This is a genomic window from Shewanella scandinavica (assembly GCF_031932065.1).
Lineage (GTDB): Bacteria > Pseudomonadota > Gammaproteobacteria > Enterobacterales > Shewanellaceae > Shewanella > Shewanella baltica.
Map to the genome: position 1 here is coordinate 139,214 of NZ_JAUOES010000006.1, position 26,163 is coordinate 165,376.

Here is a 26,163-nt window from a genome sequence, read left to right on the forward strand (position 1 = left end):
GATGCAACTGGTACTGCGTGATGTAGATCAAGGACCCTACCTGAGCAAGGTATTGATCCAAGGCCAAGCAGACGAAACGCTGAGCGGTGAACAGCTGTCACAAATCAAATCCAAAGCCATTTTGATGAGCCTCAAACTGGCCGATAAGTTTTACAACAAGTACAAAATGCACCTGCTCGAACAAGCGGCGCACGATGTCATTGGTGTGGTGAGCCTTGGTTTGATGGAGTTATCAAACCAAAATCCGCAGCAGGCGATACGCTTGTTGATCACCGCCGATGGCGTAGTCAAATGCTTCCAAAAAGGCTGGAGCATGCTCAGCACTGTCAGCAAGCATAAACTCGTCAACGGCAAGTCACTGTACGGCGATGTCGACAAGTTCTTGCTAGAACAAGTGTCTAGCCCACCCGATGCGGAAGAATGGTTAGGTTATGAAGCCTATCAAGATGCCCTGCTTGAGCATCAACGCCAACAGTCAATTGCGGCCCTATTGGCACAGTTTTACGCGCAATCGAGCTATGATCCGCTAGATTTTCTCAATCTAGAGAGTGTATTAGCCGAAGCGGTACTGTATCGATTGTTGTTTGATGGCGCCAAAGTCAGACAGGATTTGAAAAAGCGTATCGGCAAAATCACCTTAAAAGAGGAGTGGTTTACCCGTGAGCATATCGAATTGGAAACCCAGAAAGCGTTAGCAGAATTACCCGCAGAACTCGCTGAAACCATCAGTAAAGATCTCGGTAAAAACTTTGTCCCAGCCCTACTGCGTACCCTGCACTTTGCGAAAAGCTACCGCGAACTCTTACTCAGCGATGCTTCACCCGAACGTTTAGAAAGATTCGAACATAAAGAAGGTCTCGTCGGCCTTCTCGGCTGGCCACTCTACATAGTACTTTGATCGGTACTTTAATCAGTAGTCTGTTCAGTAGGTTAACGAGTGCTTGAGTCGCTTAAAATGAGTGCTTTATTGAAAAATAAAGCACTTTTTTATTGTCTGTTATCCCCATGCCCAATTCAACCTTCAGCATCTCATTCTCAGTTTTGAGTGGTTTTAGCGTAAAGCTTAATAACGCTTTGGGAACAGATAGGTGTTGGAAAGTAGTGTTTGGGGAGCAGTAATTTCAGTTGTTAGCAGTTTAACGTTTACGGATATCCACTCGCACAGGCTTGCCATGTCATTCACTCATCGACACTGTGAATAGAAACCTAGGGTTTCTGAGCTTATAAACGAGAGCCATGGACGGCGAACTGGCAGTTAAACAAGGATGTTGTTCAAGTCCGCCAATCATCATGGCTCACCTTTCGTGCATTCGCGTAATCTGTAGATTTAAAGACATACGCAACATACTTTGGGACAGAAATGTGTTGAAAAGTAGTGTTTTGGGATCAGTAATTTCAGTTGTTAGCAGTTTAGCGTTTACGGGTATCCACTCGCACAGGCTTGCCATGGCATTCGCTCGTCGACTCGCAGCAAGTCCGTCCTTGGATGCTCGACCGCCCCGTCTGATGTGAAAGGATTCACAAATGCCGCGATGGCATGGATGCCAAAAAGCGGCCATGGGACGGACGGTCGTCTCGAAAATCACCATGGCTCACCTTTCGTGCATTCGCCTAATCTGTAGATTTAAAGACATACGCAACATACTTTGGGACAGAAATGTGTTGAAAAGTAGTGTTTTGGGATCAGTAATTTTAGTGGTGAGGAGTTTAGCGTTTGCTGATATCCACTCACACAGGCTTGCCATAGCATTTGCTCGTCGACTCGCAGCCAGTCCATCCTTGGATGCTCGACCGCCCCGTCCATGGGGCGGACGGTCGTCTCGCTAATCACCATGGCTCACCTTTCGTACATTCGCGTAATCTGTAGATTTAAAAGCGTTACGGAGCACGCTTTTGGACAAAAGCGAGCTAGAATAATCACGTCAATACTTTCACTTTAGATTAGGTTCTGTAATGAGTTAGTACCCATTGAATAGTGTCATCAGCCTAACTTTGATTTTGAACTAACACCACCATAGACATCAATCGTCAACCCTCGCTCTTTCTCATAAGTTTTAGGTGTAAAGCCAAGCTGTTTTTTAAGGTGGCGGATCAAGTGAGGTTGATCACTAAAACCAAATTTGAAGACAACTTCAACCCAATCTAGTTCAGTCGATTCACGTTGAAAGAGATACTCTAGCATTGCTTCTAATCTATTCATCGACTGGCACTGTTTAAGGGTAAGCCCTGTGGTGCGTTGAAAGCTTCTTTCTAGGGTCCTTTGTGAACAATACAGTTTTTCACCCAGCTCAGATATCGTACTCTGGTCTAGATGTTTAAGTACATTGCGAGTGATTTTACTGTGCTGATCTTCGGTGCACTGTTCCAACCAAGGCGACAGCATCGTATCTAACTGCTCTACACACTGCTGTGGATTGGTTCGAGCCAGTTCAATCAGTCTGCTTTCATCCATACCTAATTGCTTGAACAATGTTGAGTCTTCCACTGACTCCACTTCATCTAGTGCCAAAGGATTGGCAGAAAAATCGGGTAAACAGTAAAGAGCGCCGACACGAAACTTGATACCAAGATGAACAAATGGCTTAGAGTGATCTAATTCAAAGGTCTGCCGATGTGGATAAAGCCAATGGCTGCCTTCTCCCTTCGCTATGCTCGGGTTCAGGTCATAAGAGTAGGCTTGATTGTTAGGTGAAAGAATCAAATGTGCCGATGGGTCAGGGTTGAGCTTTGGGAATTGATAAGTCTCTGAATCAGGGCGCTTATCAATCAACCAATAGCATTCTACATATTGGGAAACACATGGTGAGTTTGGCGACTTTAGCCAATGGATCATAACCAGTTCCGTTAGGTTTATTGATTAAGGGTACTATAAGTCAGATCGTCGTAAACCAAAATCCCCCTTACAACAGCAAGAGGGATAACAAGTTATTTGTTGTTAAATTCAACCTGAACAATGCGGTTTGAAGATGATAAACCCGCACGTTTAATGGCTTTTTGTGCACCTACATTACTGCTCTCAGTAGAACAGATAGGCGTTAAACCACGCTGATTAGCTGAGTTAACTAGCCAGTTAAGCATTTGAGTAGCAATGCCTTTTCCACGTTGTGATTGAGCGACAATCATGCCAAGGTCTGCATATCCCGTTTGGTACTCATCAAACAGACGGCACTCGCCCGTTGCAATAAGTTCATTCTCGCTCCAATAACCGAATAACTCTTTACGATTAATCAGGTTACCAAAGTAGCCTGTAAGCCACTGCTCTGGTGCACCGATAGTAGTGGCTGCAAACTCAACAAATTGCTCCAGTTGCTCTGACTCTGCTAGCTTTAGTTCAAACCCTGGAATAGTGCTTTGCTTACTCGCCTCTTTTTGCTTGTACATCAGAGAATTAACCTTCACTGCTGATGCGTTATCAAGGCTAAGTGATAGATACTGCGGCTCTGCTGTACTGACAAATGCGCCATTTACAGCCCCAATGACTGAGTTATTTTGTTCTGCGATAAGCGTGAACAGTTCTTTTGCATCCATTTTAGTATCATTACTCAGGTAGAACTGCAACATATAACCTTCGCCATTGATGCAGCAGTATCCAACTAGGGTTTCTTGTTCATAAAACCCAAAGTGTGTAGACATGGGTACAAATCCAAAGTGCCACATACCATCAAGAGGTGCTGTTGATTGTGCAAAATATGCTTGCTTTAGTGTGCTGATTTCTTCTAGATTTTCGATTGGTTTAATTTCTAACATCGCTTTTTTACCTAATTTTTTTGATTTACTGGAAAGCCTTCCATCTTTATCTAAGAAGTGCCTCGCTTTCGGATGTCACACATAATAAGCAATGTCCGCTCGCTAAGATTGAACAAAAACGACAATATTTAAATCGGTTTTTTAGATGTTGGACTAAGTTCGAACTAAGTGACTCTCATAAGCAATTAATACCTTATTGAAGGTGTTTTCAAATAAGGATTAGTAATCGATTACTGCTGCTAATGAAACACACTTTGGTGCAATATCTTTTTAGCTAAACGAACAGCAGAAGTGTTAGTTAAGATTGGCATTGTTGCAACTGTGACCGTTGGCGGCATGGATGCCGTCGTCGAGCCCTCAGGGACGAGTTTATGGCGAGTCACAGGGGAAACAATGACAATTCATGCTGCAAACTGACGATAAAATTATCTTGCTTTGGGCGTTAGCTTTTTAGCTAAACAAACAGCGAAAGGGTTAGTTAAAATTGGCATTGTTGCACCTGTAACCTTCTAAAATAGGGATATTTTAATAGAGCCCTCTGGGATGCTTCTTGTTAAATAAAGAGGCGGTGAGCCACTGGGGAAACAATGAGAATTGATGTGTAGCAACAACTGACGACAAAGTTATCTTGCTTTTGGGCAAAAAGAAAAGCCCGCGGCTGCGGGCTTGGCGTCACTTAAAATCAGCGGAATAAAAGGACTGACTTAACGATACGTCAGCGTCGTGGTATCCGTTAACTTGTCGTTATCTTTAACGGTCAGTTCAACTGTGTGTTGTCCACGGCGGGCAAGGCGTAATACCACTTGACCGTTAGCGCGGGTGCCATTGTCGAACGTCCATTTATGTTGCTTGATTACGCCATCGGTATCGTAGCTAGTCGAGATAAACATATCGACGAATAATAAATTGATACGTTGAATTTGCGCAACGGGTGGTTGTTTTACCTCTCCAACAACCACAGACACAGTTTGCGACGTGCTATGGGTTAGGCCGTCATTATCCGTCACTGTTAATGTGACCAGATACTCGCCGCTTTGGCTGTAACTGTGAGTCACTTCCTTACCCACTGCCACTGTGTTATCACCAAAGCTCCACTCGGCAGACACAATTTGTCCATCGCTGTCGGTTGAAGTGGATGTCAGTTGCACCGCAGCGCCATTCACCACTTGAGTGAAACTGGCAACTGGCGCGACTTTTTCCGCTTCAACTAAAAGTGAAATCACCACAGGATCGTGATCCGATGAGCGATACGCATCAGTTGCGAATAAGTCTTGGATTTGAGTAGGCGTCTTAAACTCTTCGTTGTAATCCAATACGCGCGGTTCGTCGGTATTGATATGCCACTCAGTCACATCCACCACTTTATCCAGTAGGGCAGCATTCGCTAAAGCATGATCCAACTGACCCGATTCTGCCGAGAACACATAGGAATAAGGGTTCGGCTTTTCAAGTTTGGCAAACAGCTCACTAAAGCCCGCGTTACCTAACGCCGTTAATGGATCTTCCTTCGCATAGGCGTTCAAATCACCAATCAACAATACGCCTTGATCTGGATATTGCTCGCTGATCCATTGACCTGCAGCAGTCGCCGCACGGGTACGAGTGATATTACAGTTGCCTTGACCATCATTGAGATCAGGATCGCCCGCACATTCACTGCCCTTAGATTTAAGGTGATTAACCGCAACAACCACACCTTCTTCAGTGCCGTTCACGCTAAAGGCTTGCGTCAGCATTGGACGGTTTTTGCTGTCGTCAAACAAGGGCTTTTGATCGCTATCTAATGGCGAATTGGCGCTGGATAGAATGCGTGCAGCGCCCTGCGGCGTGACTTTATCACTACGATAAATCAAGCCAACTGTGATGGCATCGGTGCCAATCGCATTCATGCCTGTTGGCGCGATATAAGCGTAACGCACTTCACCCACAGCGGCATTCAAACCTGCGACTAAATCAGCAATGGCTGAGTTAGCGCCAAAGCCATCGTTCTCGATTTCCATCAAACCAAATACGTCGGCACTAATGCCCACCATGGCGCTGACAATCTTCGCCTTTTGACGCTCAAATTCGCTCAACGTATTGGCACCACGGGCAGTTGGGAAACCTGCACCTTGACCATCACCATTGAAGTAGTTAAGTACGTTAAAGCTAGCGACTTTTAGATTACCGCCCTCAACCAATGTGGGTGCGATTGGACGTGGGTTTTCCGCCACAAAGTTCACCGTCTCGATTGGCATAATGCGATACAAATTAAAGCCATAGTGCATTACACCCGTAAGCGATGTGGCTTTATCGCCTACACGCACAGTGTTTGATGCGCTCAGACCTGGAGCGGGGAATTGCACAGGATCGGGATTCTGCGCCGTTAAACCGTCATCCAATAAAATACTGTCACGTTGGTTGGCTGCGCTCACTGCCAGCGCATCCGCGCCCGGTGCTGCCACCTGCGTACCAATAAAGTGACGCTGACTGCCTAATGAAATCTCGCCGTAACGACCGAGGTTGTAGACTTCGTTCACCACTAAATCTTGGCTGAAACGAACACGCATGCCCTCAAATGGCTCAAAATCATCACTGCTGTTAACCGGTAAGGTCACCACAGCCGCCGTTGGTAATACTTGTGCAGTGGCGCAAAGCGTGTGTTCTGACAGGGTAGTTAGTTCAGTTAAGCCTTGATATTCAGTGACTTTGGCTTTTAAACGAATACGATCGCCCGCCACATACGCAGTAGGCGCAGTGCCGGTATACACAAACACCCCTTCCGAGGTTTGTGGATCGCTATCGGCTTCGTTATCGGCCATTTGTACAAAAATGCCCTTAAGACCGGCTTCTTGATTACTGACGACAACCGCTTCAACCACTAAGGTTTGACCATTAAGAGGACTGGCAGCGCCCGCGCCTTGAAGCGCATGAATTGCTGTGGCTTCTTCGCCGCACACTAAAGAACTCGGTGGAGGGTCGACGGGATCGGTTGGTGTGCCGGTGCTGAATTTACCGAGATCAGAAATATCATCCTTCGCAAAACCTAACCAAGTGCTAAAGCTGACCGCATCGTCACTGATGGGATCGGCAATCAGCTGATCAGGATTACGGCGCAGGGTGTTGTCTTGAGTGGATAAATCACCATTGCCCCACTCGGCACCGGGATCGACACCAACTTGACCTAAACTATCAATCACTTGATTTTGATAAGTCAGTTCAATCGCATCGTCGCCGTTGAAGAAGCTGGCGCTACTTTGTTGATTGGTCAGTGCAAGAATATCAGCAGACGCATCGTTATCGGCAACTACATAAGTCGCCCCCGCCGCTAATGCGCCAGTGAGCGCAATAGTCGTACCGACGTTGGTGCTGCCATTGAAATAGAAACGCAATTGGTATTGGCTTAAATCAATAACGCCCGCAGTTGGGTTATACAGTTCGATAGCTTTATTGTTGCTGCTGCCTTCGACGTATTCTGAAATGATCACATTATCCGCGCCATGGGCAAGCCCACAAACGCTGCTGATGGCTAACGCCAGCACAGTTTTAGTGTTAAACATTGAGACCCCTAAATGTATTGTTTTAATATTTTGTATTGAATTGCGATTTAATTGATGTGCTTAGATGCTTCAAGATGATGTCACCTCGAACACTGACGATACTATAGAGGTTCAAGGTTACAAATTAGTTGCGCCAAGGTTGCAACTTAAGGTTGATATTATTGGTGAGATTTAGCGATCAGAGCTAGGAAGAAAGCAGTACGGGGAATGCTGGCCGCCCATTAACAATGCGGCCAGAAATAATCAATGTGATGGGGATAAATCGCTCTTAACAGAATAAGCAGAGCCAATGGATAAAAGCCCTGACGCAGGGCTATAAGGGCTCAAGTTTTTCATCGAGTAAACTGACCAGCAGTAACTCACCTTGGGCGTTCACCCTAAACTCGCCGTATTTAGCCGCACTGAAATGATCGGCTTGCCCTTCTTCAAAGAAAAAGCTGTTCGATGCGAGCTTGATTTGATTACCACGAACACGAAATTGCACCCGCAGCTGATCTTTACCGAGCGCTTGGTCGGTATAAAAATCCATAAAACGCGCCACTTTTTGCTCATCTAGTGCCAGCAACAACTGACCCTGCATTTGTTGCGGCGCTAAGGCGCTACGCACATCGCGGGCAATGGCATATTCCAGCGCCATGTAATCCCCCTGCATTAACGAGCGCGGATCGACTGGCGCTAATGCAAAGCGCACGACTTGGCCGTGATTAAGCAGTTGTTCGAATTTGAAAATCCGCCAATTCACGCCAGCGAGAATCGCAACAGTCGTGAACAGTACTATGCCCAGCGCCCATTTATGTGAAGCCGCCAGTTTTCCCATCATATTGCCCATCACACAGTCTCCTTGGCATTTTCATTGGCAGGAAATAACCGCCACACCAGCATCCTTGCCACCAGCAACAGCGCACCCAAACCCATCAAATAAGCAGATTTAAGCAGTAGTGTTGTTTCTAAGGAATAATAATATCCGCTGACAAACAACAGCGCCGACACAATTCCCATGCCTTTTAACCAAGGCTCATTGCAATAGTGGCCAAGCAGAATCAATAGGATAGCCGTCGATAATCCCTGCATGGGTAAAGATAAACCGCTAATAAGGATTAAACCGAGAAAACAGCCTATCGCCGCCATTGAGCTGAGTGATTGTTGGCGTTCGCGAAATACAGTGATCAACAATAATCCGCAAATGACAAAAATAATCGACAGATGGCTTAGCGTGAACCACAGACTTTGTTGCCAAGGACTGAATAAGGCTTCAAAAATACTGTCCATGCTAAAGGCATGCATCAGTTGCAATGTAACTAACGCCAGTACAAAGCCGTAGATAAGCATGCGCGCGCGGCGATAATGACGTCCGAACCGATTGATATTGAACAACACTAGGCTAATGATTAAGGCAAACAGACTTGGGCTGACATTGAGCCATTCGAATTTAGCCATGAGGCCAATCACGCACCAACTTAAGCCAAACGCGAACACAAACTGGGCTAATCCATGGGCAATTAACCCCCACAACAGCAAGAGAATACCCGCCATACACAGATACCAGTTGAGGCTAAAATCATTGTCGATTAAATCATAGAATCCCCAAGCCACACTGATTAAACCACTCAAACAGGCGGCAAAAGCAAATTGCTCAATGAAGATCTGTTGCCGCGGCAAAAAATACAACCCAATGCCCACGGCTAAATAAGTTAAGCCGATAAATAAAGCGACGCCCTCGCCTACCCGCTCAAAAATAGCGCCAAATGCCGCCATCATAAAACCCAATAAAAACAAAGCGGCTATCCAAGCGGCAAAGGCCTGCATAGCGGCAATATACCAAGGAATATCCTGGTTTTCTGGCATTTGGGGCGAATTGACTTTGCCCTCGGCATACAAGGATTGCCACAGTGTTATCAGACTGGATTCACCCGATGCATCAATTGAAGCGGCATTCTCTTTTGATGGAGACTTTAAAGCAGTCGCTACTGAACCCGTTAAAGCACTGGTCACCATGTCGCCATCCGGTAAGCCATTATTGTTGCTCATGAATGTCTCCCACTTTCCCTTGGGTCGCTCTCGCTGCGGGCTCAAGCTCTAATTCAGACATAGGTTCAGGTTCTAATTCTGACATAGATTCTGACAGTGGTTTAAGCTTGCGACTGAGTTCCTTTAACCAAATACTCAAACCTGTGCTCGCCAAAATGATGTAAAGCCCAATAAACAAAAAACCACCTATGGGATCATTGTCCTCAAACATCAGCCGAATCAGTAACGCAGCGCCCACGGCAATCAAGCTAAAACCGCCCAAGGCCAAGGGATAAATGCGCGGTAAGCGATAGCGAAAAATAACGAACCCCAACACTAGATGGGCAAGATAACCACAAACTATCCAAGTACTAAAGCCATCACCTTTAAAGAAATCATCGAAAATCAGCCAAGTGATTAACCAAGTAAAACAGCCCATCGCAAACAGTGAACACGCATATTCGAGAATTGGCGCATGCCAGCGCCCCACGACGTTGCGGTCTAGAAAAACAAAAGCGTAATAGATAGCTAAATTCAAACAGATAAAGATCAGCAGTTGGCCTTGTTCATCCAAGAAGGCTCCCCATAAATGGGAAAAGGAATCCAAAAATATCCCTATGCTTAGGTTGATAAGTCCCACCAGCAGCAGCCATAAACCATCGAATCCCGCCACCCAAGCGAAGGGCAAAATCACTAACGCCCACAGGGCAAATAACTGCCAAGGATCGGCGCCCGTTTGATAGGTTTGTCCAACCAGTGCTAATAAGCCGCCCACCAATACGCTCGCGGCCAATAACACACCATTGGCTGTCGTCCCACCAAATCTACTGTCGTTGCTTTGGTTACTATGACTATGGGAATGCGAAGCAGCAGAAAAAGAATTGGTACGATAATAGAGCCAAGCAAATGCGCCGATGGCGAGCACTATCGCCACTTCAATAAGGCCAAATTTGGCAAAACGCCCGAGGGATTGCCAATTGTAGGCAAAGAAAAAAATCACCCCAGAGGCAAAGCTCAAGGCGCCAAACCAGAGTAATAAGTTAGCGATTAAGCCACGCCAGCTCGACGCATCTGGCAACACTGTGACCTGCCGATAAAGCGTATTCGCTTGCTCTTGCGTGATATGTCCCTGTTCAACCCAGCCACACACTTGAGATTTGATCTGGCTCAATGTGAGTTCTCCCTCATCCTGTTTGCGCTAGCTTACTATGACCTATTCAAAATTCGCACAACATCGACAGCGTTGAGTAAATTAAATTGTGTATACTTGTAAAAAATCATTAACCTTTGGCATGATTAGGGGGGACCATGGTAATAAGACAGTTGTATCGTCTACTCTTTAGCTTCGTCTTAGGGATCAGCGTATTTTCGGCCGCAATCGCCCAAGATAATAATCAGTCGCCCACAGCACCTAATACAATAGTACCGAATACAATACCGACCATTCATGTCGGTGGTTATCAATTTTCTCCCTATGTGAATCTACAACAGGACGGCCGCTACACAGGCCTCACCCTTGATATCATTAATGCATTGAATCAAATACAACAAGAAGTGTTTTTTGAATTTACCGTCACCAGTGTTGAGCACAGATATAAAGCCTATGCCTTAGGTCGCTTCGACATGATGATATTTGAGAACCCCGCTTGGGGATGGCAGAAAATAGCGGATCAGTTTATTCCACTACACATGATAGATGGGGAAGTGTTTATTGCGCTTAAGGCCAAAGCCCATAATCAAAATTATTTCAAAAACTTAACTAATAAGTCAGTCGCATTCGTTAAGGGCTATCACTATCAGTTTGCCCACTTTGAAACCGATGCTGACAAGTTGGCAAAGCAATTTCGCCCCTTGTTCGTCAGTAATAACAGGGCCTCTATCGAAAGTATTCTGCGCGAACGGGCAGATATAGCGCCCGTTACTCATTCCTATTTGCAGTATTATTTAAAGGTGAATCCACAAGACAGGCATTTACTTTTAATCTCAGACAAATGGGACCAAGAGTACGATAACGGCATCTTACTTAGCCTCAGATCATCACTCGATGCTAAGAAGCTAACACACTGGGTTCAGCTGCTTATCGACAATGGTAAACTGGCCGAACTCGCCGCCCAATACGGGATTAAGTCGAGCCAATAATTCGCTTTTAGTTTCTTCAAGCCGTTAACGCTTTAAGCACGACGATTATCCAAAATCGATCAGCGATTTAGGCGACGGACAAGAGTGGTCCCAGCATAGCCAAAGTGCCAATCAGCAAGAAAATTAAGGCTTGCACTATGATCATCTGGCCACTATTTGGCGGGCTCAAAGTGGCAATGTAAAACTGCCAAATCGCGAAGATCCCGTAATTCATCCCAAGAAATAACAATAAGCTAAAGGCATACATGCCTGGGATCACCTTAAGTGCGCAGGCTAAAAGTACTGCAGTTGAGGCTACAAAAAACACTGACTGACAATGAAATAAACAGCGCAGCATTTGCTTGCTCTGCTGGGACACATTTGCCTTTAACAGCGGCGCCAATAGAACACGCTTACCATAGATCAAATGGTATCCACAGACTCCAGCACTCAAGACAGTCGCTGCCATTAATGTTAAAACCATACTGCTCCTAGTTAGTGCTTATATTTGATGGTGTTTGAAAATCAATGCGTAAACAAAACGAGAATAGCAACCCTCGGCAATAAGACCCTGAAAACCCCGGTTGAGTTTCAGCTTAACAAAAATAACCTAGCAGGCTAAGAATCATTGAGTCAACCGGACCGCAACCAATTCACATTGGCCTGATAAAAATTAACTCCCGCAGCCCAGTGCTAAGTTCTTAGCGCAAAAAGGAGCCCTTAGGCTCCCTTACATCACATATTTCAATTCACAATGCTCAAAATCACATGTTTAAAAACCTGTGCTGACTCAACCCTGCCGACTACATAGTCGCCATAGTCCAATAATCTAAACGCTTTTGTGGATCGGCTAATAGGTTTTTACATTCTTCTTTATATTTGCCCATTAACGCACCTAAGTTACTTGAGCCCCCTAAGCTTTCGATTTGACGCGCTTTCGCGTCGGCAACTGCTTGAGTCACTTCAGCTTCAGAGCTGTATTTCTTGGCTAAATTCTCAGATTCAATTTTAGAGCTTTTTAAACGCTCACCCACAGCCTGCATTTGCGGTGCATTCATCGCCCCAATAGCTTCTGAGCTAATTTGGTAATAAGCGGCACACTCAATGGCTTCTTTACTAAACGCTTTTTCTGCTTCATCAGCCCAAACTGCGGTACTGGCACTCAATACTAAACCACCTAATACCAATGTTTTTACCTGAGTTAACATGTTACTTTCCTTTTAATCGTCATAAATAAACCTACTCAAGCCCTGGTTGGATCTCAAGCTCGTAGATATAAAAATCTTGGTTTCGCACAAAGCCTAAGCCTTCATATAAGCCCTGCGCACGCTGGTTTTTTTGCTGAGTTTCTAACATCAAATAACTCATATTATGCGCTTTGGCATAACTGGCGGCCTGCTGCACTAGCGCTCGCCCAATTCCGACACATCGAGCATGTTGAGTCACAAACACATCATTGAGGATCAACATTGGAGCCAGACGTAACGATGAAAAACTGGGATACATTTGCACAAAGCCTAATCCAAGCCCTTGATTATCTTTGGCAATAAATATCACCGATGACTCATCTAACAATCTTGAATGAATAAACTGCTCAGCCGCCGCGACATCATCCCTGCGCCCATAAAACTGTCGGTACTCATTGAATAACAATGCAATCTCATGGGCTTGAGTCACATCTGCTCGAGTTATAATGCTTGCCATGGGCCTTTCCTTGGTATCGTTAGAGTGTTGGCGGGTGTTGTCGCAATCGAAATTGCAGACTGTTTTTCACCGTAGGCCACTCAGCATCAATAATGGAATACACCACAGTATCGCGAATTGTGCCGTCTTTAAGAATTTTGTGATTACGCAACACACCATCTTGCTTAGCACCTAGTCTCGCAATCGCTTGTCTGGAGGCTTGGTTATGCCAGTGAGTCCGAAACTCAACGGCAATGGCATCTAAGGTTTCAAAGGCAAAGGTCAATAGTAATAACTTAGCTTCGGTATTAATCCCTGAGCGCTGGGCACGTTTTGCATACCAAGTGTAGCCAATTTCAAGGCGACGATTTTCAGGCTCCCAGTTGCAAATTCGCGTGCAGCCGACAATTTCACCGCTCACTCTATCCCGCACTGCAAAGGGAAAACTCTGACCCCGCGCTTTCTCTTCGAGGGCTTTAGTCACATAGGACTTCACCTCGGCGGGTTCTGGCACACTAGTAAACCACAAACGCCAAAGTTGACCATCTGTCACAGCTAAACTCAATGCCGCCACATGGGACAGAGATAAGGGCTCAAGCACAATATACTCACCCGTTAAACAACCTAAGTTATCTTCACAGCCCACAGTCTCGCCTCCGTTAGATGATAGAAAAGTGTGTTGTTGCGCACATTTTTATCTAGCCTAACATTAAACGAGAATAAAAAAACACCCTATTTTCAGCATGATTGGACAAATTTGTCCTATTGTCGGCGGCTTAGATTACCTAAAGCTTAAGAGTGTAAAAAAATTTGAAGAAATGAGTGAATGGCAGTTAAATCCGCTTGGAGTCAATACTGCTATCACAGAATACGTCGCGAAATGAGATAAGCAATCGGGGCCAATAACAGCAAACACCTAAATCTGCGTTCAGTATTTAAGCGTTTGCTATCCGTTGAAGCTAGCCACCATAGTTAAAGGCTAAAGTTAAAATCTAAAGTTAGAGGCTAAAGTTAAAAGCCATGCACACTGTTACTGACCCTAAACCAACCCGCAATACTATTGCGCTGGGCTAAGGTTTTAGTCACTTCATGGGGAAAGCGCTCACTGAGAAAAATCACAAAATGGCCCATTTTAGGTGCGATGCGTTCAATCTCAATGTCAGCTTCATCATAGATAATCAACTCGCCACAATCTGCCGCTTTCCAGTCAGGATTTAAGAAAAACACTGTGGTTAAGATACGGTTTTGACTGCCTTTTAGCGCATCGACATGCTTTTTATAAAATGCCCCAGGCTGATAGACCGCATAGTGACTTTCATAGTCGAATAACCCCATAAACAAACGACGATTTAAGCCATTTTTGAGTTGCGTCATCAGTTCAAGATATTGGGCATCAGGCTCGTTGTGCTCTTCTAGCCATTGTATTCTGTCGCGGCGAATGTCGGGGTTTAATTGCTGCTCTGCGCCACGACCAATGGACGCAGCTTTTAGCTCATGTGCTTGCGTTGATTGAATTTTTTCCAATAGCACTTGGCTTATATTGTTTGGAACTAAGTCAGGTAAAAAGATATAGCCTTTGTCTACCAAGGCATCAGCGATCACGTCCAGCATTGCTTCACTTAATTGCGAAACCATTATGCTACATCCAATAAAAGGGCTACGCTTTTGCTGTACTCAAGGGCTCAAGGAGGGATTAAATGAGCCTGATTTTCGAGGGGCGTCGATACGAGATATGATTGCCATATCTCAACAGTAAATTTTGCAGAATTCTAGAGTAAAGAACGCCGAATTACAATAAAATAAAAACCACTATAAACAACAACTTAAATTCAACTAAACAGTTCAACTGGCTCATCATCAGGGCTAAGCTGAACACACTGCTCAAACTGTAATCCCAGTTTGTTCAGCAATGCCTTTGACGCGCCATTATGGGCACTCACAATCGCCACAATACGCTCGATACCTAAACTTTTGCCTAAATCAAAAGCGGCTTTCGCGGCTTCGAATGCGTAACCCTTACCCCAATATTGCGGCAAAAATGCATAGCCTATGTCGACATTATCAAGCGTCGGCCGTTTGATTAAACCGCAAATTCCTATGGTGAATCCGTTCTCTGCAAGCACAACGGCATAAAAGCCAAAACCACATTCGGCATAACTTTTCATTGGTCCATTGAGGATATAATCCTTGGCCTGCACAAGCGTGCGTACTCCCCTGTCCCCTATATTCTCAATAAAGCCTTGGCTATTGAGCAAGACTAACATAAATGAAGCATCGGCTGGGGTTAACTGCCGCAGGATTAATCTCGGAGTACGCGCAACTTGCATAGGATTTCTCCACTAAAAATAGACAATGTTTATAAAAATATAGTCATAAGCTTTTTCATAAATAACGGACGTATTGGCTGCCGTCCTTTTGCGGTTTTTGGGGTGCCACAACCGCTGGCGTACCGACATACAAAAAGCCGACAATTTGGTCGTGTGGTTCAAGGCCTAAGGCGGCATTCACATTAGCATCGAAGGCAAAATCGCCCGTGCGCCATACAGCACCAATGCCTAAGGCAAAAGCCGCTTGTTGCATCGCCATCGTTGCGCAGCCCGCTGCAATTTGTTGTTCAAGTACAGGCACTTTAGGGTGTTGCTGCGTTTTTGCAACGACAGTGATCACCATAGGCGCACGCATTGGCATACCCTTGGCTTTATTAACGAAATCCTCGTCGGCGCCGCTGGCTTTAGCCGCCTCAACAAAGATATCGGCTAAGGTGTTTAACCCTTGATCTGTGGCAATAATAAATTCCCATGGGGCTAATGCACCATGATCTGGCACACGAATGGCAGCATCTAAGATGATTTTTAATTGACTCGCATCGGGAGCGGGAGCGATTAATCGCGGGGTCGATTGACGGGTGAGCAAAAGTTCAATAGCGTCCAAGTTCTTATCCTAGTTCGATATAAATTGCGTTCAAGCATAGCAAATTGCAGGCAAAGAGGCATAAAAAAATCCCACCGCATGGATGGGATTTAACGCTTTGATTGCGCTTGAAAATCCAGAGCTCTTTATAAAAGGCTTACTTAACCCCGCAGCGCTGAGCGATGAAATAATCTAGGCTAGTGTAACGGCCGCCGCCTAAGGTGAAGAGTGCCAACAACATAATGAAATAAGTGGCCGCAAACTCAATACCATTATTAAGCACAGCTAAGTTACCTGAGCTGGTCAGCCAGTCATAATTACCGTGCTCCTGCAATATTTCTTTGGCTTTCGCCAGTTTATCCCCAGCCTCAAGCACTCTGTCGTTGGCAAGCCAAGAACTGCCATCGGCAATCGCTAACCAGCCATTTGGCCAATGCACAGTAAATGCAGCCACCAACATAGTGACCATCAAAGGGATAGAAATCAGCCGAGTCGCAAGCCCAAGCAGTAATAATATAGCGCCAAAGAACTCGGTTCCCGCCGCCAATCCAGCCATTACCGCCGGCACTGGCAGGCCTAAACCCCAATCGGGATTGGCAAACCAAGCAACCGTATCGTCAAAGTGAGCGAGCTTGTTATAGCCCGCTTGCATCAACACGGGCGCAAGGTAAATCCTGAGGGCTAATGGCGCTAAACCATCGAAATAACGACTCATATTGAGCAGTTTTTGATAAAGGGATGCAAGTGGCATAGTGTCTCTCTTTGACTAATTTATTGGCTTGCAGGAATAGACCCTAGCAAGCCAATAAATCTTTCATGGCCTAGGCTTTTTTTGCACTTGTCTCTTTTTCAATGGCTTCTTGATTAAGCTCGGTGAGATCTTGAATAAGTCCGCCCAACTTTTTATAAAAGTGCTTCGACTGCTTCTCCGATAGGCTCGCGTTCATCGCTAGCAGTAAGGTTCCAAATGCCTCAGTATTTTTACGCAAAAAAACTTTATGTTGTTCAGACTTAAGCTCATCGGGCTGCGTCATTAGCAAGGTCAAACGCTCGGTTAATAGCGCTTTATCGGCGCGCTGCCCAAGGGCGACCTCAAACTGACGTAACCATTCGTGGCGATACTCGAGCCACATATCTAAGGTGGATAAACGCTGTTGATTATACTGATGAATAAGCTCTTTTTGTTCAGTACTCACGCTGCCAAGCCAGTCATCAAATTGCTCTTGAAGGTTTTCATCGGCCTCTTTTTGTAACTGCGTTGGGGTTTTGCCGGCAAACTCTTTGACAAGCTCCTGCTCATCTTCCCGTAATTTGGCGAGGATTTGCTTCACCTGTTCATCGGACAAGGACATTATGATGGGCAGTAACTCTGGCAAGGCAAACTCAAACAAACGAAACCAATGCCGCTTAGCAATCTCCACATGCTCGGCCCATAACACTGGCGTTAAGGTATTGGTTTTGATGAGGCTTTCGACTTCGGTTAGTTGCACCACATAGTGGGACAATTCTTTGGATTGGTGCCACAGGACAAATTTTTCAATGAGGGCATCGAATGCCTTTTGCTGTGATTTATCTAAAGTAACGTAATCCTCTTGCTCCCAACCGATGGCCCAATCGAGGAAATGGTAACTGAATTTAGTGGAACAGGCGCTTAAGCCTAAGAGACACACAAGTAGCATCACGCCTTTTTTCATTCTGAATCATCCATCCTAGAACTGTTGCTAATATGACGCTTGAGCCTATATAAAGTTGCCTCTTATATCAAACAAGTTTGTCTAATAAAGGTTTTCAATATGTTAATGATTTGCCTACTTTATGATTCCAATCGAGCAGCCATCCTTATGATGCTTGGGTGATGAGCGGCCAAAAACAATCAAACCATGCGAGATAGTCGGCGCTTCGACTGGGCTCCGTTTGCGCCGCCATCAATAATGCCCAGTAACAGGCAAATACCCAGTACATGTCAATGGCGGCGGGCACGGCCGCTACGGCGTTTACTGAGACATAAGGGTGTTGACTCAGATACTGCGTCACTAACTCGTTTTGCTGGGCAGGTGTTAACGCATGGGTCGCTAACACTACGGCTAACTCACACAGGGGATGCGACGCCGTCGCATACTCAAAATCGATACAATACAAACGATTATTTTTGAGTAGCAAGTTGTGGGGATTAAGATCGCGATGACAAAACTGCGGTTTAATTAAACAAGCCGCTAAGTTATCGCACCAATCTTTGATGGCGATTTGGATGTTAAGCAGTTTAGCCACACGCTCATTCCAATTGTGCATTGTGGTAAGAGATGCCTGATAAGCAAGCATCTGCTGGTGATATTCCTGCCATTGTTCAGTGATACTAATGGCATAAGGACCTGTGGGCAGTTCCCGCAATTGCAGCAATAATTCCAACAGTAAGCGCGCAGTTGAGTTGGGATGCTTATCTTGCTGTATTGGCATCAACCTAGGCTCAGGACTTAAACAAGCTTGTGATGAAGAGCCGTGATGTAAAATGCCCAAAGACGACTGCCTCAGCACAAAATCAGCGGCACTGGTTTGGCGCTCTAATGCAGGCCAATGGATGAAGCGTTTACGTTGAAAGCATTGGCTATCAATCACATTGTGTTCAATTGCCGCACACTCTGCTGCGCTCACTACAGCACTTTCGATAAAGCCACTCTTAATAAAGTCACCCTCAATAAGGTCACTTTCAATAAAATCGCTGAGGTAATAGCGCTCATCTTCACTCACCCACAGCAGTGCTGGGGCAAGTTTAGCTTGGGCGAGTTGTTGCCAGTAAAAACGCTCCTGCTCGCGGGTGCAAAAACTGTCCGCCGCATCGGCATTGACCCGCAGCACATAACACCCTGTTGGCGTAGTGATCTTATAATTATGATTACTCAAGCCGCCCGAAAGCTCGCAAATACTCTGCACTTGCTCAAGCCCACCTCGTTTGAGTATGGGCAAGAGTGTATTGAATGATTCACGCGTTGAGTATGGCTTAGCAGCATTGACATCGAGCATTAACTGAGTAACTTCAAGGCATTGGCCTCACGGGCGTCGGCTAACGCAGTGCGCCACAGGAAATACCCTACTACAGCAAGCCCCACATAGAGTACGAATAATAACGAGGTCAGCATCAAGCCTTTGCTGAGATAGAGGTATATAGACACTATGTCGATGACGACCCAATAGAGCCAATTCTCAAGTACTTTCTTCGCGACTAAATAGGTCGTCATCACAGCAAAACAGGTCGTGGCCGCATCTAAATATGGGAATGCGGCCTGAGTATACGTCGCCATGCCGTGACCGACTAATAACGAAATAACGCCTGTCACCGCGATCAGTTTCAAGTGAGTTTTCAGCGGCCAAGTGGTCACTTTGACCCCTTGATGTTTATCGCCGCCTTGGGTCCAGAGCCAATATCCATAGAGCGCCATCGCCATATAATAGATATTCAGCACTGATTCCATCAGTAACGACACCTTCCAAAACAACACAGTATAAATGGCGGTACTGGCAAAGGCCGCCGCCCAGCACCAGACGCTCGCCTTCATCGCCAGCAGTAGATATGCCATGGCTAGCAATACCGCCAAGGCTTCCCATGCGGTCATCACATGGACTTCACCAAAGGCCGCATTTATACTCTCGACCAAGGTTAACCATAAATCTGTCATTGTGTTGTTCTCACTGCCTATTTATCGCGTATGTGACGGTAAAGCGTTATTCGCTGTGGGCTAAATTAAGCTCACCACCGATAAACTTACACACAAATACTGCCTTGCCCCACTTCTCATGGGCAGCTTGCATCTCGGTCGCCAGCATCGTCATCACATCTAAATAATCGCCGCACACTTGAGTTGCCATCGCATTGGTCACGCGCTCGATATGAGGATAGCTATCCACGCGGCCAATGAACCACTTAATCGGATCGAGGTAGTTTTCATTGAAGGGATACATGCTAATTTCTGCGGTCAGTTTCATTTTAATTCCTTAAATTTGAGAGAAGCTGTAGCCCTTATACTGGACTGCAGCTTAGTCATGAGTTAACCCAATAGGCTCATAGTGACATGTGCCATTACATCAGCTTTTACATAAACTTAACGTTAAAGGTTACGCCAATCTGACGCGGATCGCCGTAACGAATATATTGCTTTTCAGCCCAGCCATTATCTGGCTCGTTACCGAAGTAGAAGCCGCGCACACCGTATTCTTCATTGAACAAATTACGGCCCCATAAATAGGCTGACCATGCACTCGCCTCATAACCCACGCGGGCATTGACGATAGTGTAGGGTTCAGAACGGGATTCATTGCTGTCTGAATAGTAAAACTCGCTCTTACCGCTTAAGTTTAGGTTAGCAAACCAACCCGAATTGGCACGATAAGTCCCACCAAGGCTGTAGGTAAAGTGTGGTGAATGGGCCAGATCGCGGCCAGTTAAATCCACCTCAGTGCCATATTTGTCCTGATACTGATAATCGCCGTAGGCGGTTTCTAACCAACCTAAGCTTGAGTAAATTTGTAGATTATCCGTGGCATACCAGGTCGCATCTAACTCAGCACCATAGTTATTAGAACTACCAGCGTTTTCGGTGAACAAAATAAAACGCTGTGGTTTATCAGGGTCTTGCTGGGATGCCGCCACCTGTTGATCTTGTCTGTCCATATAGAACAGCGCCAGATTAGTATCGATAAGCCCAGCTAGCCAATGGGATTTAAGGCCGATTTCATAGTTATAAAGCGTCTCAGTACTGAACTCTTTTTTATCGTTCAGTTCGACAGGCAAAGTCATGTTAAAACCGCCCGCCTTGTAACCGCGCGCGACACGGACATATGCGTTGTGTGAGTCATTCAGCACTTTACTCACTGCAATATGACCGCCCCACATGGTTTCGCTCGGGTCGAAATTATCGTTATTCGTATCTGAGTAATGGCTATTGCGGCGCTCTAAACGTAAACCCACAGATAAGGCATAATCTGAGCCCAGATCCGTATCGAGCTGACCAAACAAGGCATAGTTCGTCGCTTCATACTCAGAGTCTAAGACTTCATCCGGCCAAGTATTGTATTCAGAATACAATTGGTTATCTTCTTTCAGATTCATGGCGTACACACCAAGCAACCAATCTGTGCTGTCCGCAAAGATTCGGCCCTGCTCGGTAGAACTTAAGCGAAACTCTTGCGACACGGTTTTACGTTGGCCAGTTTTATCCCAAAAATAATCATATTGGCACGGCGCCAGATTGCCATCGTCATCACTGCATTGCTTAGAAGCCCAATACTCTGGGTTCGACCAATCGCCATCGTAACTGTAATGGTGATCGGTATTCGCAAAGGACGTTAACGAGGTTAGCTCAAAGGTTTCGGCACCAGAATAGGTCGCTTTAAAACCCGCGCCTGTGGTGCGCTGGCTATCGACACCCGGTTGATCCGATGTCGTCTGGGTCGGTGAATTGGTTAAACTCCACACATCATAACCATTATCAAAATCGGCGTGCAGCACAGTTAAATCAAACTGCAAATCGTCAGTCGCATACCAGCGCAGCTTAGCGCGACCGCTGAACTCATCGCGGCCATTGGTATCGTCACGGCCTAAATAGAGGTTGTCGTGGTAGCCATTTTGTTGATGTTGCTGCAGTGACACGCGATAAAGCAGCTTGCCAGAATCCGTTAATGGGCCTGAACTGAAACCGCTAAACGTGCGTAAATCATCATCGCCTAACGAGACTTCGCCGCCATGTTCAAACACATCGGTGGGATCGTTACTTTTCAGATAAATCAGTCCCGCTAAAGCATTGGCGCCATAACGTGTGCCCTGTGGTCCACGCAGCACTTCGACTTGCTGTAGATCGTACATGCTCGACACCATGCCAATACCGGATAAATCGATATCATCAATGATGTAACCCACAGAAGAATTAGGCGCACCTTGGTATTGCTCTTGCTCACCTACACCGCGAATTTGAAAATATTTTGGCCGCGAACTTCCACCTGACCAGTTAAAGTTAGCAATAGAATTAAGCACATCCTCGAAATGCTGCGCGCTTTCATCTTGAATTTTTTGACTGTCGATAACGGTAATACTTGAAGGCATTTTTTCTAAGCTTGAACTGCGAAAATCCGCCGTCACTACCATGACTTCCATCTCAGTGCTGGGATCGGGTTTATCGATAGCGTCGGTTTGTGCAAATGCAGCAGTGCTCAGCGCGGCAGCAATGGCTAATGCCAGTGGCGCTCGGGTTAAAAACGGGGAATGACGGTTTGACGTTTTACGGTTTGACATAGGACCTCAAATATAATGTTTGAGATCCGGCAACGAATAAGCGATTCAGAAGTGTGCTGTTAATTGGCCCATTCCTACGCCGGTATTAGCCGGATCAGGTTCTAAGGGTTCGTCAGCTGACATCTCAGTTTGCAGTAATCAACGTAAATTCATTCGCTGCAAACACCCCTTGGCGGCGCCTAGTATACATGACGGAAATAAAAAGTGGGCACTCTTATCTCTGCGATTCAATTAAATGTCGCGAAAACCACGGCCCTTCAGTTCGTATGATGAAAATATCTTTAGTAGCCGCCTAAATCCTTTCGTCCATTTGACTGCCTATCATGATAATGCTATAGAAGGTCGCAATTTCGAAAACAGTAAGAGGATCATAGTCGATGCAGCTAAAACCTTTATCGAAAGGACGTTATAGCCAGCGATGGGAGCAAGACTATCCACTTATTGAAGCGGTTGTACTTAGCTGTATCAGCGAAATAAAAATGCTCAAAAAAGGCGCTCACCTCATGACGCAGGGGGAAGCGATGGCATCACTTGTATTGGTGAAGCAAGGTCGCGTATCACTCGGCCATACCGCGAGAAATGGTCGGTGTTTTCAATTAGGTACTATTGATTGTGATTCACAGCTGTTTGGCGAAATGGAGTTCTTCACCCAGTACCACTGTCAACTAGACATTATTGCCAGTGAACCCTTAGAAATCACGTTGATTAGCGCTGAAAAACTGCAACATTACCTCGGTCAACACCCTCAACTCGCGCTATTTTTCGCTAGTGCAATTGCGATTGACTACCAAGACACAGTGGATATTTTTACTCGGCGACTGCTCTATCCCATCAGTTATAACGTGGCATTTGATATTTACCATGAATACTTAAATGACTTGCCCGTAGATGGCTTTAGTAAACGCTATTTAGAGGCTGAACGATTTGGTACTACCGACCGAGTCTACCGTCGGGCACTACAAAATCTTGAGGAACGAGGCTTAATTGAGCGGAAAAAAGATGGCATTCGGATTTGTGATCTCAACGCACTCAAGAAATTTGTTGAAGCAGGCATATAATCGCTTTCAGCATAACCCACACTCGACTTAATTTAACAACCGAGTGTGGGATGGATGCACAGGTAAATTAACTTACCGATGGCGAGTGTTGTTCCATAGCCGATTTCATCCGACTTGAAACGATCAATAACATAAATATCGCTGCGTAAAGCAAAGGAATCACATACATCACTGTTTGTAATCCGATAATACGTTCAAAGAAAGAACTGATGGCTGGGCTAAACATCGCCCCTGCACTTCCGCTAATAAGAATATATGACACATTTTTGCTGCTGGCTTTTTTTACAAAAGACACGCCATAAGCAATAAATGCATTATAAAGCGCGGCACACACAAAACCGTAACCATAGGTTAAATAAGCTATCCAATTAAGATTATTGGTACTGACAATGGCAGAGGTGAGCACCATAGCTAAAGCAATAATACCAACTAAGAAATGGTGAATTTTTACACGAGTCACAATCACAGTCGAAATTAGGGCACCAATTAGCGCAGCGGACCAATACTGGGTAATAATATTACCCGCCTCTTCAAACGGAATATCAAATTTTTGTTTTACAAATAAAGGTGCCCAAGTTAAAAATGTATATAATGCGAGCATCCCTAAAAATAATCCAATACCCCCGCTAATAATTCCAAAATTCCACTCAGATTGTTGCTTATCTTCTGTTGAAGAATACTGCTCACATATAGAAAAATTAGTGAATAATGTAATAATGACGGTACCTAACGCGACCAAACCTACAGCTAAATAGCTATAACTCCATGATAGTGAGCTTGTTAATGCATAAGTTGTTATCAATGGAAAAATAACACCTGCAATATTAAAAGTCGCATCCTGCACTACTAACATTGTGCTTTGTAATTTCTCTTGCCACACAGACACCACAATCGTACCAGCAATACATAGACCGATACCGCCACAAAAACCAATCAAGGTCATTGCCACCATCACAACTTGCAGGGAATTGGTTAGATGTAAAGCCAGAGCAGAAAGAGCAACCAGACTGTAACTTATCAAGGTCATTCTTTTGATACCCATTTTTTCAATAAAGAAAAATGCTGCAATCGTCCCCGCGAGTGCACCACCATTGAGCAATGAAAAGATTGATGCAACTTCGTTAACATTAGCAGCAAATTTCTCAGCTATGGGTTCAATCAACATCCCAAATTGGGTCGCAAAGCCCGCCATAATAAAATTGGCGAGAAAACTGATGGCTGTTAAAGTAATTTTATTATTCATTATGTCATTCCATAAGTGAAATGCTAAGGGTTCAAAGGATGGCTTTAAACCTAATTGAGGGCGGTTTCTAACGCGAGCTCGATCATATTATTAAAAGAGAGTTGGCGTTCTTCGGCCGTTGTTTCTTCACCGGTTAAACAATGATCCGATACCGTTAAAATGGCTAATGATTCGATACCTTGTTGGTGTGACAATCCATAAAGCCCCGCCACTTCCATATCAATACCTAATACCCCAAAACGCTCAAGTGCGGGGATCATATCTTCATCGGGATCGTAATAAAGATCACCACTAAAGATATTGCCAACTTTTACACTAATACCTTTCTCATTCGCTGTTGTATAGGCTTTATGCAATAAAGAAAAGGTCGCAGAAGTTGCCATTTGGTAGCCGCTACTACGCTTAGCGTTAGTAGGTGAATCCGTACCTGCGGCTTGGGCTAAAATAACATCTCGCATTTGTACATGTTTTTGTGTTGCACCTAAACTGCCAATACGAATAATGCGTTTCACGCCAAAATAATTAATCAGCTCATGGCCATAGAGCACCATAGATGAAATACCCATACCATGCCCCATAACGGAAATGCGTTGTCCTTGGTAAAAGCCCGTGTAACCAAGCATATTGCGAACATTCGTGACTTCTACGGCATCGGTGAGATAGGTTTCAGCGATATATTTAGCACGTAGTGGATCACCCGGCATAATAACAGTTTCAGCAAAATCAGTAGGTTGAGCATTAATATGAGCAGTCATCTTTCTATCCTCATGTGGTAATATGCTGATAGTAGTGCTCAATCACTAAATGTATTTAGGACTAAAGTCCGGTTCTAGCCCTGCAGTAAGTTTTTTTACTCAACAATGAGTAATTAATCGCATATTTCAACATGATAAGGCTGAATTAATAAAGATAAAAAATGAGAAAAGGTTGTTGAAAAATTAATCAATACGGATAAAAATGGCTTACCCCAGAGAGAAGTAAGCCAATATAACAATCACTTTATATCAAAAAATAATTTATAAACTAAACAAAGGCAAACTCAGGCTTAGTTCGAAAAGGTTTCGCGCACGTACACATCAAATTTAACCGCTTGGGCATTGGGCGCCACGGCGGCGACTTGCAATTGTTGCTTGCCATGCAACTTGACTGATTTCCAGCTTGTCGCTTCATCTTCTATGGTGTAGCCGCTGGCGTCGTACCAAGTGAATTTATACTGCACACGCATGTCAGTTGATGATTTGCTAACAATCAGCGCAGAGCCCTGCACTAAATCGCCAACTCGGCGTGCATCCACACTTTCAACTCCAATATCTCGGGCAAAGCTGGAATTATCGACGCGGGTTTCACCGAGCGAACTCACTGAAATACCTGCAGTATGTGAGGCACAAGCACCTAAGGTCAGCGCCGCGGCCAATAATAGTCCGGTATAAATTTGTTTCATCTCTTTCTCCCAGTCACGCGACAAAATGCGCGGCCAGCGCGCATCATTTCCCATTAAACGACAAGCTAATCGAACTGTGCTGAACTTATGCTTAACAAGACAGACTTAATCATCACTCAAACATCTGCTCAATAAAA

At 45.1% G+C, this 26,163-nt stretch carries 26 protein-coding genes and 1 riboswitch; of the genes, 4 read left to right on the forward strand and 22 right to left on the reverse strand.

The genetic code is table 11. The features are described 5' to 3' along the window. Nucleotide 1 precedes the first annotated feature (1 nt). Nucleotides 2-898 carry a cold adaptation protein AtcC gene (gene atcC, locus Q4Q50_RS06880; RefSeq protein WP_006081327.1) on the forward strand — a complete coding sequence of 299 codons (897 nt, stop codon included), beginning with the start codon at nucleotides 2-4 and terminating at the stop codon, nucleotides 896-898. 1,083 nt (nucleotides 899-1,981) lie between these two features. Here atcC and Q4Q50_RS06885 read toward each other — a convergent pair. After that, the gene (locus Q4Q50_RS06885; RefSeq protein WP_311898891.1) at nucleotides 1,982-2,833 is read right to left on the reverse strand and encodes a helix-turn-helix domain-containing protein; all 852 of its coding nucleotides are present in this window, start codon (nucleotides 2,831-2,833) and stop codon (nucleotides 1,982-1,984) included. 92 nt (nucleotides 2,834-2,925) lie between these two features. Beyond that, a complete protein-coding gene (locus tag Q4Q50_RS06890; protein ID WP_063883836.1) occupies nucleotides 2,926-3,747 on the reverse strand; it encodes a GNAT family N-acetyltransferase in 822 nt (273 codons plus the stop codon). 291 nt (nucleotides 3,748-4,038) lie between these two features. Here Q4Q50_RS06890 and Q4Q50_RS06895 point away from each other — a divergent pair, with 291 nt between their 5' ends. After that, a complete protein-coding gene (locus tag Q4Q50_RS06895; RefSeq protein WP_259512830.1) occupies nucleotides 4,039-4,164 on the forward strand; it encodes a hypothetical protein in 126 nt (41 codons plus the stop codon). Nucleotides 4,165-4,451: 287 nt separating this feature from the next. Here the strand turns inward: Q4Q50_RS06895 and Q4Q50_RS06900 are convergent, their stop codons facing one another. From Q4Q50_RS06900 to Q4Q50_RS06915, 4 genes are all read right to left on the reverse strand, one after another. Further along, nucleotides 4,452-7,286, reverse strand: a complete 2,835-nt coding sequence (locus tag Q4Q50_RS06900; RefSeq protein WP_311898892.1) for an ExeM/NucH family extracellular endonuclease — start codon at nucleotides 7,284-7,286, stop codon at nucleotides 4,452-4,454. A gap of 313 nt (nucleotides 7,287-7,599) precedes the next feature. Next, nucleotides 7,600-8,115, reverse strand: a complete 516-nt coding sequence (locus Q4Q50_RS06905; protein WP_011846593.1) for a GDYXXLXY domain-containing protein — start codon at nucleotides 8,113-8,115, stop codon at nucleotides 7,600-7,602. Continuing rightward, complete coding sequence (locus tag Q4Q50_RS06910) at nucleotides 8,115-9,314, reverse strand: DUF4401 domain-containing protein (protein ID WP_311898893.1); 1,200 nt, start codon at nucleotides 9,312-9,314, stop codon at nucleotides 8,115-8,117. Before Q4Q50_RS06910 ends, Q4Q50_RS06905 begins: the two co-directional genes overlap by 1 nt. Continuing rightward, nucleotides 9,301-10,464, reverse strand: a complete 1,164-nt coding sequence (locus Q4Q50_RS06915) for a DUF2157 domain-containing protein (protein ID WP_311898894.1) — start codon at nucleotides 10,462-10,464, stop codon at nucleotides 9,301-9,303. Before Q4Q50_RS06915 ends, Q4Q50_RS06910 begins: the two co-directional genes overlap by 14 nt. A 137-nt stretch (nucleotides 10,465-10,601) precedes the next feature. Here Q4Q50_RS06915 and Q4Q50_RS06920 point away from each other — a divergent pair, with 137 nt between their 5' ends. Further along, entirely contained in the window at nucleotides 10,602-11,432 is an 831-nt protein-coding gene (locus Q4Q50_RS06920; protein ID WP_311898895.1) for a substrate-binding periplasmic protein, read from the forward strand. Nucleotides 11,433-11,499: 67 nt separating this feature from the next. On the opposite strand, the gene Q4Q50_RS06925 is transcribed toward Q4Q50_RS06920, so the two are convergent. The 13 genes from Q4Q50_RS06925 to Q4Q50_RS06985 form a co-directional block, all read right to left on the reverse strand. Further along, on the reverse strand, nucleotides 11,500-11,895 hold the full coding sequence (locus Q4Q50_RS06925) for a hypothetical protein (RefSeq protein ID WP_006081319.1): 396 nt from the start codon (nucleotides 11,893-11,895) through the stop codon (nucleotides 11,500-11,502). 319 nt (nucleotides 11,896-12,214) lie between these two features. Further along, the gene (locus tag Q4Q50_RS06930; RefSeq protein ID WP_106650288.1) at nucleotides 12,215-12,619 is read right to left on the reverse strand and encodes a hypothetical protein; all 405 of its coding nucleotides are present in this window, start codon (nucleotides 12,617-12,619) and stop codon (nucleotides 12,215-12,217) included. Nucleotides 12,620-12,650: 31 nt separating this feature from the next. Continuing rightward, nucleotides 12,651-13,115, reverse strand: coding sequence for a GNAT family N-acetyltransferase (locus Q4Q50_RS06935; protein WP_311898896.1), 465 nt, complete (start codon nucleotides 13,113-13,115; stop codon nucleotides 12,651-12,653). Nucleotides 13,116-13,134: 19 nt separating this feature from the next. Further along, complete coding sequence (locus Q4Q50_RS06940) at nucleotides 13,135-13,740, reverse strand: GNAT family N-acetyltransferase (RefSeq protein WP_311898897.1); 606 nt, start codon at nucleotides 13,738-13,740, stop codon at nucleotides 13,135-13,137. Nucleotides 13,741-14,105: 365 nt separating this feature from the next. Next, complete coding sequence (locus Q4Q50_RS06945) at nucleotides 14,106-14,729, reverse strand: 2OG-Fe(II) oxygenase (protein WP_259512915.1); 624 nt, start codon at nucleotides 14,727-14,729, stop codon at nucleotides 14,106-14,108. A 194-nt stretch (nucleotides 14,730-14,923) separates the two neighbouring features. Next, nucleotides 14,924-15,421 (reverse strand): GNAT family N-acetyltransferase, encoded by a 498-nt coding sequence (locus Q4Q50_RS06950; protein WP_106650284.1) that lies wholly within the window; start codon nucleotides 15,419-15,421, stop codon nucleotides 14,924-14,926. Between the two features lie 55 nt (nucleotides 15,422-15,476). Beyond that, nucleotides 15,477-16,025 (reverse strand): NAD(P)H nitroreductase, encoded by a 549-nt coding sequence (locus Q4Q50_RS06955; RefSeq protein ID WP_011846586.1) that lies wholly within the window; start codon nucleotides 16,023-16,025, stop codon nucleotides 15,477-15,479. Between the two features lie 136 nt (nucleotides 16,026-16,161). Next, on the reverse strand, nucleotides 16,162-16,755 hold the full coding sequence (locus Q4Q50_RS06960; RefSeq protein WP_311898898.1) for an HvfX family Cu-binding RiPP maturation protein: 594 nt from the start codon (nucleotides 16,753-16,755) through the stop codon (nucleotides 16,162-16,164). 70 nt (nucleotides 16,756-16,825) lie between these two features. Further along, complete coding sequence (locus Q4Q50_RS06965) at nucleotides 16,826-17,698, reverse strand: DUF6279 family lipoprotein (RefSeq protein WP_311898899.1); 873 nt, start codon at nucleotides 17,696-17,698, stop codon at nucleotides 16,826-16,828. Between the two features lie 145 nt (nucleotides 17,699-17,843). Further along, a complete protein-coding gene (locus Q4Q50_RS06970; RefSeq protein WP_259521414.1) occupies nucleotides 17,844-19,022 on the reverse strand; it encodes a phosphotransferase in 1,179 nt (392 codons plus the stop codon). Then, a complete protein-coding gene (gene pnuC / locus Q4Q50_RS06975; protein WP_006086345.1) occupies nucleotides 19,022-19,675 on the reverse strand; it encodes a nicotinamide riboside transporter PnuC in 654 nt (217 codons plus the stop codon). Before pnuC ends, Q4Q50_RS06970 begins: the two co-directional genes overlap by 1 nt. 46 nt (nucleotides 19,676-19,721) lie before the next feature. Continuing rightward, nucleotides 19,722-19,982 (reverse strand): hypothetical protein, encoded by a 261-nt coding sequence (locus Q4Q50_RS06980; protein ID WP_006081308.1) that lies wholly within the window; start codon nucleotides 19,980-19,982, stop codon nucleotides 19,722-19,724. Between the two features lie 106 nt (nucleotides 19,983-20,088). Continuing rightward, the gene (locus tag Q4Q50_RS06985) at nucleotides 20,089-22,284 is read right to left on the reverse strand and encodes a TonB-dependent receptor (protein ID WP_107947142.1); all 2,196 of its coding nucleotides are present in this window, start codon (nucleotides 22,282-22,284) and stop codon (nucleotides 20,089-20,091) included. A 54-nt stretch (nucleotides 22,285-22,338) separates the two neighbouring features. Further along, nucleotides 22,339-22,464, reverse strand: a riboswitch (TPP riboswitch). Nucleotides 22,465-22,661: 197 nt separating this feature from the next. Here Q4Q50_RS06985 and Q4Q50_RS06990 point away from each other — a divergent pair. Further along, nucleotides 22,662-23,342: a Crp/Fnr family transcriptional regulator gene (locus Q4Q50_RS06990; protein ID WP_261273030.1), complete on the forward strand. Its 681-nt coding sequence runs from the start codon at nucleotides 22,662-22,664 to the stop codon at nucleotides 23,340-23,342. 67 nt (nucleotides 23,343-23,409) lie between these two features. Here the strand turns inward: Q4Q50_RS06990 and tsgA are convergent, their stop codons facing one another. From tsgA to Q4Q50_RS07005, 3 genes are all read right to left on the reverse strand, one after another. Further along, a complete protein-coding gene (gene tsgA, locus Q4Q50_RS06995) occupies nucleotides 23,410-24,585 on the reverse strand; it encodes an MFS transporter TsgA (RefSeq protein ID WP_311898900.1) in 1,176 nt (391 codons plus the stop codon). Between the two features lie 50 nt (nucleotides 24,586-24,635). Next, nucleotides 24,636-25,340, reverse strand: a complete 705-nt coding sequence (deoD, locus tag Q4Q50_RS07000) for a purine-nucleoside phosphorylase (RefSeq protein ID WP_012196924.1) — start codon at nucleotides 25,338-25,340, stop codon at nucleotides 24,636-24,638. Nucleotides 25,341-25,630: 290 nt separating this feature from the next. After that, nucleotides 25,631-26,026 carry a YcfL family putative periplasmic lipoprotein gene (locus Q4Q50_RS07005; RefSeq protein ID WP_014620698.1) on the reverse strand — a complete coding sequence of 132 codons (396 nt, stop codon included), beginning with the start codon at nucleotides 26,024-26,026 and terminating at the stop codon, nucleotides 25,631-25,633. Between the last annotated feature and the right edge of the window lie 137 nt (nucleotides 26,027-26,163).

Excerpts from the sequence above, each read along its gene's own strand:
- tsgA (WP_311898900.1), bottom strand. The coding sequence starts at position 24,585 with ATGAATAATAAAATTACTTTAACAGCCATCAGTTTTCTCGCCAATTTT.
- Q4Q50_RS06965 (WP_311898899.1), bottom strand. The coding sequence starts at position 17,698 with ATGAAAAAAGGCGTGATGCTACTTGTGTGTCTCTTAGGCTTAAGCGCC.
- Q4Q50_RS06885 (WP_311898891.1), bottom strand. The coding sequence starts at position 2,833 with ATGATCCATTGGCTAAAGTCGCCAAACTCACCATGTGTTTCCCAATAT.
- Q4Q50_RS06920 (WP_311898895.1), top strand. The coding sequence starts at position 10,602 with ATGGTAATAAGACAGTTGTATCGTCTACTCTTTAGCTTCGTCTTAGGG.
- Q4Q50_RS07005 (WP_014620698.1), bottom strand. The coding sequence starts at position 26,026 with ATGAAACAAATTTATACCGGACTATTATTGGCCGCGGCGCTGACCTTA.
- Q4Q50_RS06950 (WP_106650284.1), bottom strand. The coding sequence starts at position 15,421 with ATGCAAGTTGCGCGTACTCCGAGATTAATCCTGCGGCAGTTAACCCCA.
- Q4Q50_RS06990 (WP_261273030.1), top strand. The coding sequence starts at position 22,662 with ATGCAGCTAAAACCTTTATCGAAAGGACGTTATAGCCAGCGATGGGAG.
- Q4Q50_RS06905 (WP_011846593.1), bottom strand. The coding sequence starts at position 8,115 with ATGGGCAATATGATGGGAAAACTGGCGGCTTCACATAAATGGGCGCTG.
- Q4Q50_RS06985 (WP_107947142.1), bottom strand. The coding sequence starts at position 22,284 with ATGTCAAACCGTAAAACGTCAAACCGTCATTCCCCGTTTTTAACCCGA.
- Q4Q50_RS06925 (WP_006081319.1), bottom strand. The coding sequence starts at position 11,895 with ATGGTTTTAACATTAATGGCAGCGACTGTCTTGAGTGCTGGAGTCTGT.
- Q4Q50_RS06900 (WP_311898892.1), bottom strand. The coding sequence starts at position 7,286 with ATGTTTAACACTAAAACTGTGCTGGCGTTAGCCATCAGCAGCGTTTGT.
- pnuC (WP_006086345.1), bottom strand. The coding sequence starts at position 19,675 with ATGACAGATTTATGGTTAACCTTGGTCGAGAGTATAAATGCGGCCTTT.
- atcC (WP_006081327.1), top strand. The coding sequence starts at position 2 with ATGCAACTGGTACTGCGTGATGTAGATCAAGGACCCTACCTGAGCAAG.
- Q4Q50_RS06890 (WP_063883836.1), bottom strand. The coding sequence starts at position 3,747 with ATGTTAGAAATTAAACCAATCGAAAATCTAGAAGAAATCAGCACACTA.
- Q4Q50_RS06935 (WP_311898896.1), bottom strand. The coding sequence starts at position 13,115 with ATGGCAAGCATTATAACTCGAGCAGATGTGACTCAAGCCCATGAGATT.
- Q4Q50_RS06945 (WP_259512915.1), bottom strand. The coding sequence starts at position 14,729 with ATGGTTTCGCAATTAAGTGAAGCAATGCTGGACGTGATCGCTGATGCC.
- Q4Q50_RS06910 (WP_311898893.1), bottom strand. The coding sequence starts at position 9,314 with ATGAGCAACAATAATGGCTTACCGGATGGCGACATGGTGACCAGTGCT.
- deoD (WP_012196924.1), bottom strand. The coding sequence starts at position 25,340 with ATGACTGCTCATATTAATGCTCAACCTACTGATTTTGCTGAAACTGTT.
- Q4Q50_RS06970 (WP_259521414.1), bottom strand. The coding sequence starts at position 19,022 with ATGCTCGATGTCAATGCTGCTAAGCCATACTCAACGCGTGAATCATTC.
- Q4Q50_RS06960 (WP_311898898.1), bottom strand. The coding sequence starts at position 16,755 with ATGCCACTTGCATCCCTTTATCAAAAACTGCTCAATATGAGTCGTTAT.
- Q4Q50_RS06980 (WP_006081308.1), bottom strand. The coding sequence starts at position 19,982 with ATGAAACTGACCGCAGAAATTAGCATGTATCCCTTCAATGAAAACTAC.
- Q4Q50_RS06930 (WP_106650288.1), bottom strand. The coding sequence starts at position 12,619 with ATGTTAACTCAGGTAAAAACATTGGTATTAGGTGGTTTAGTATTGAGT.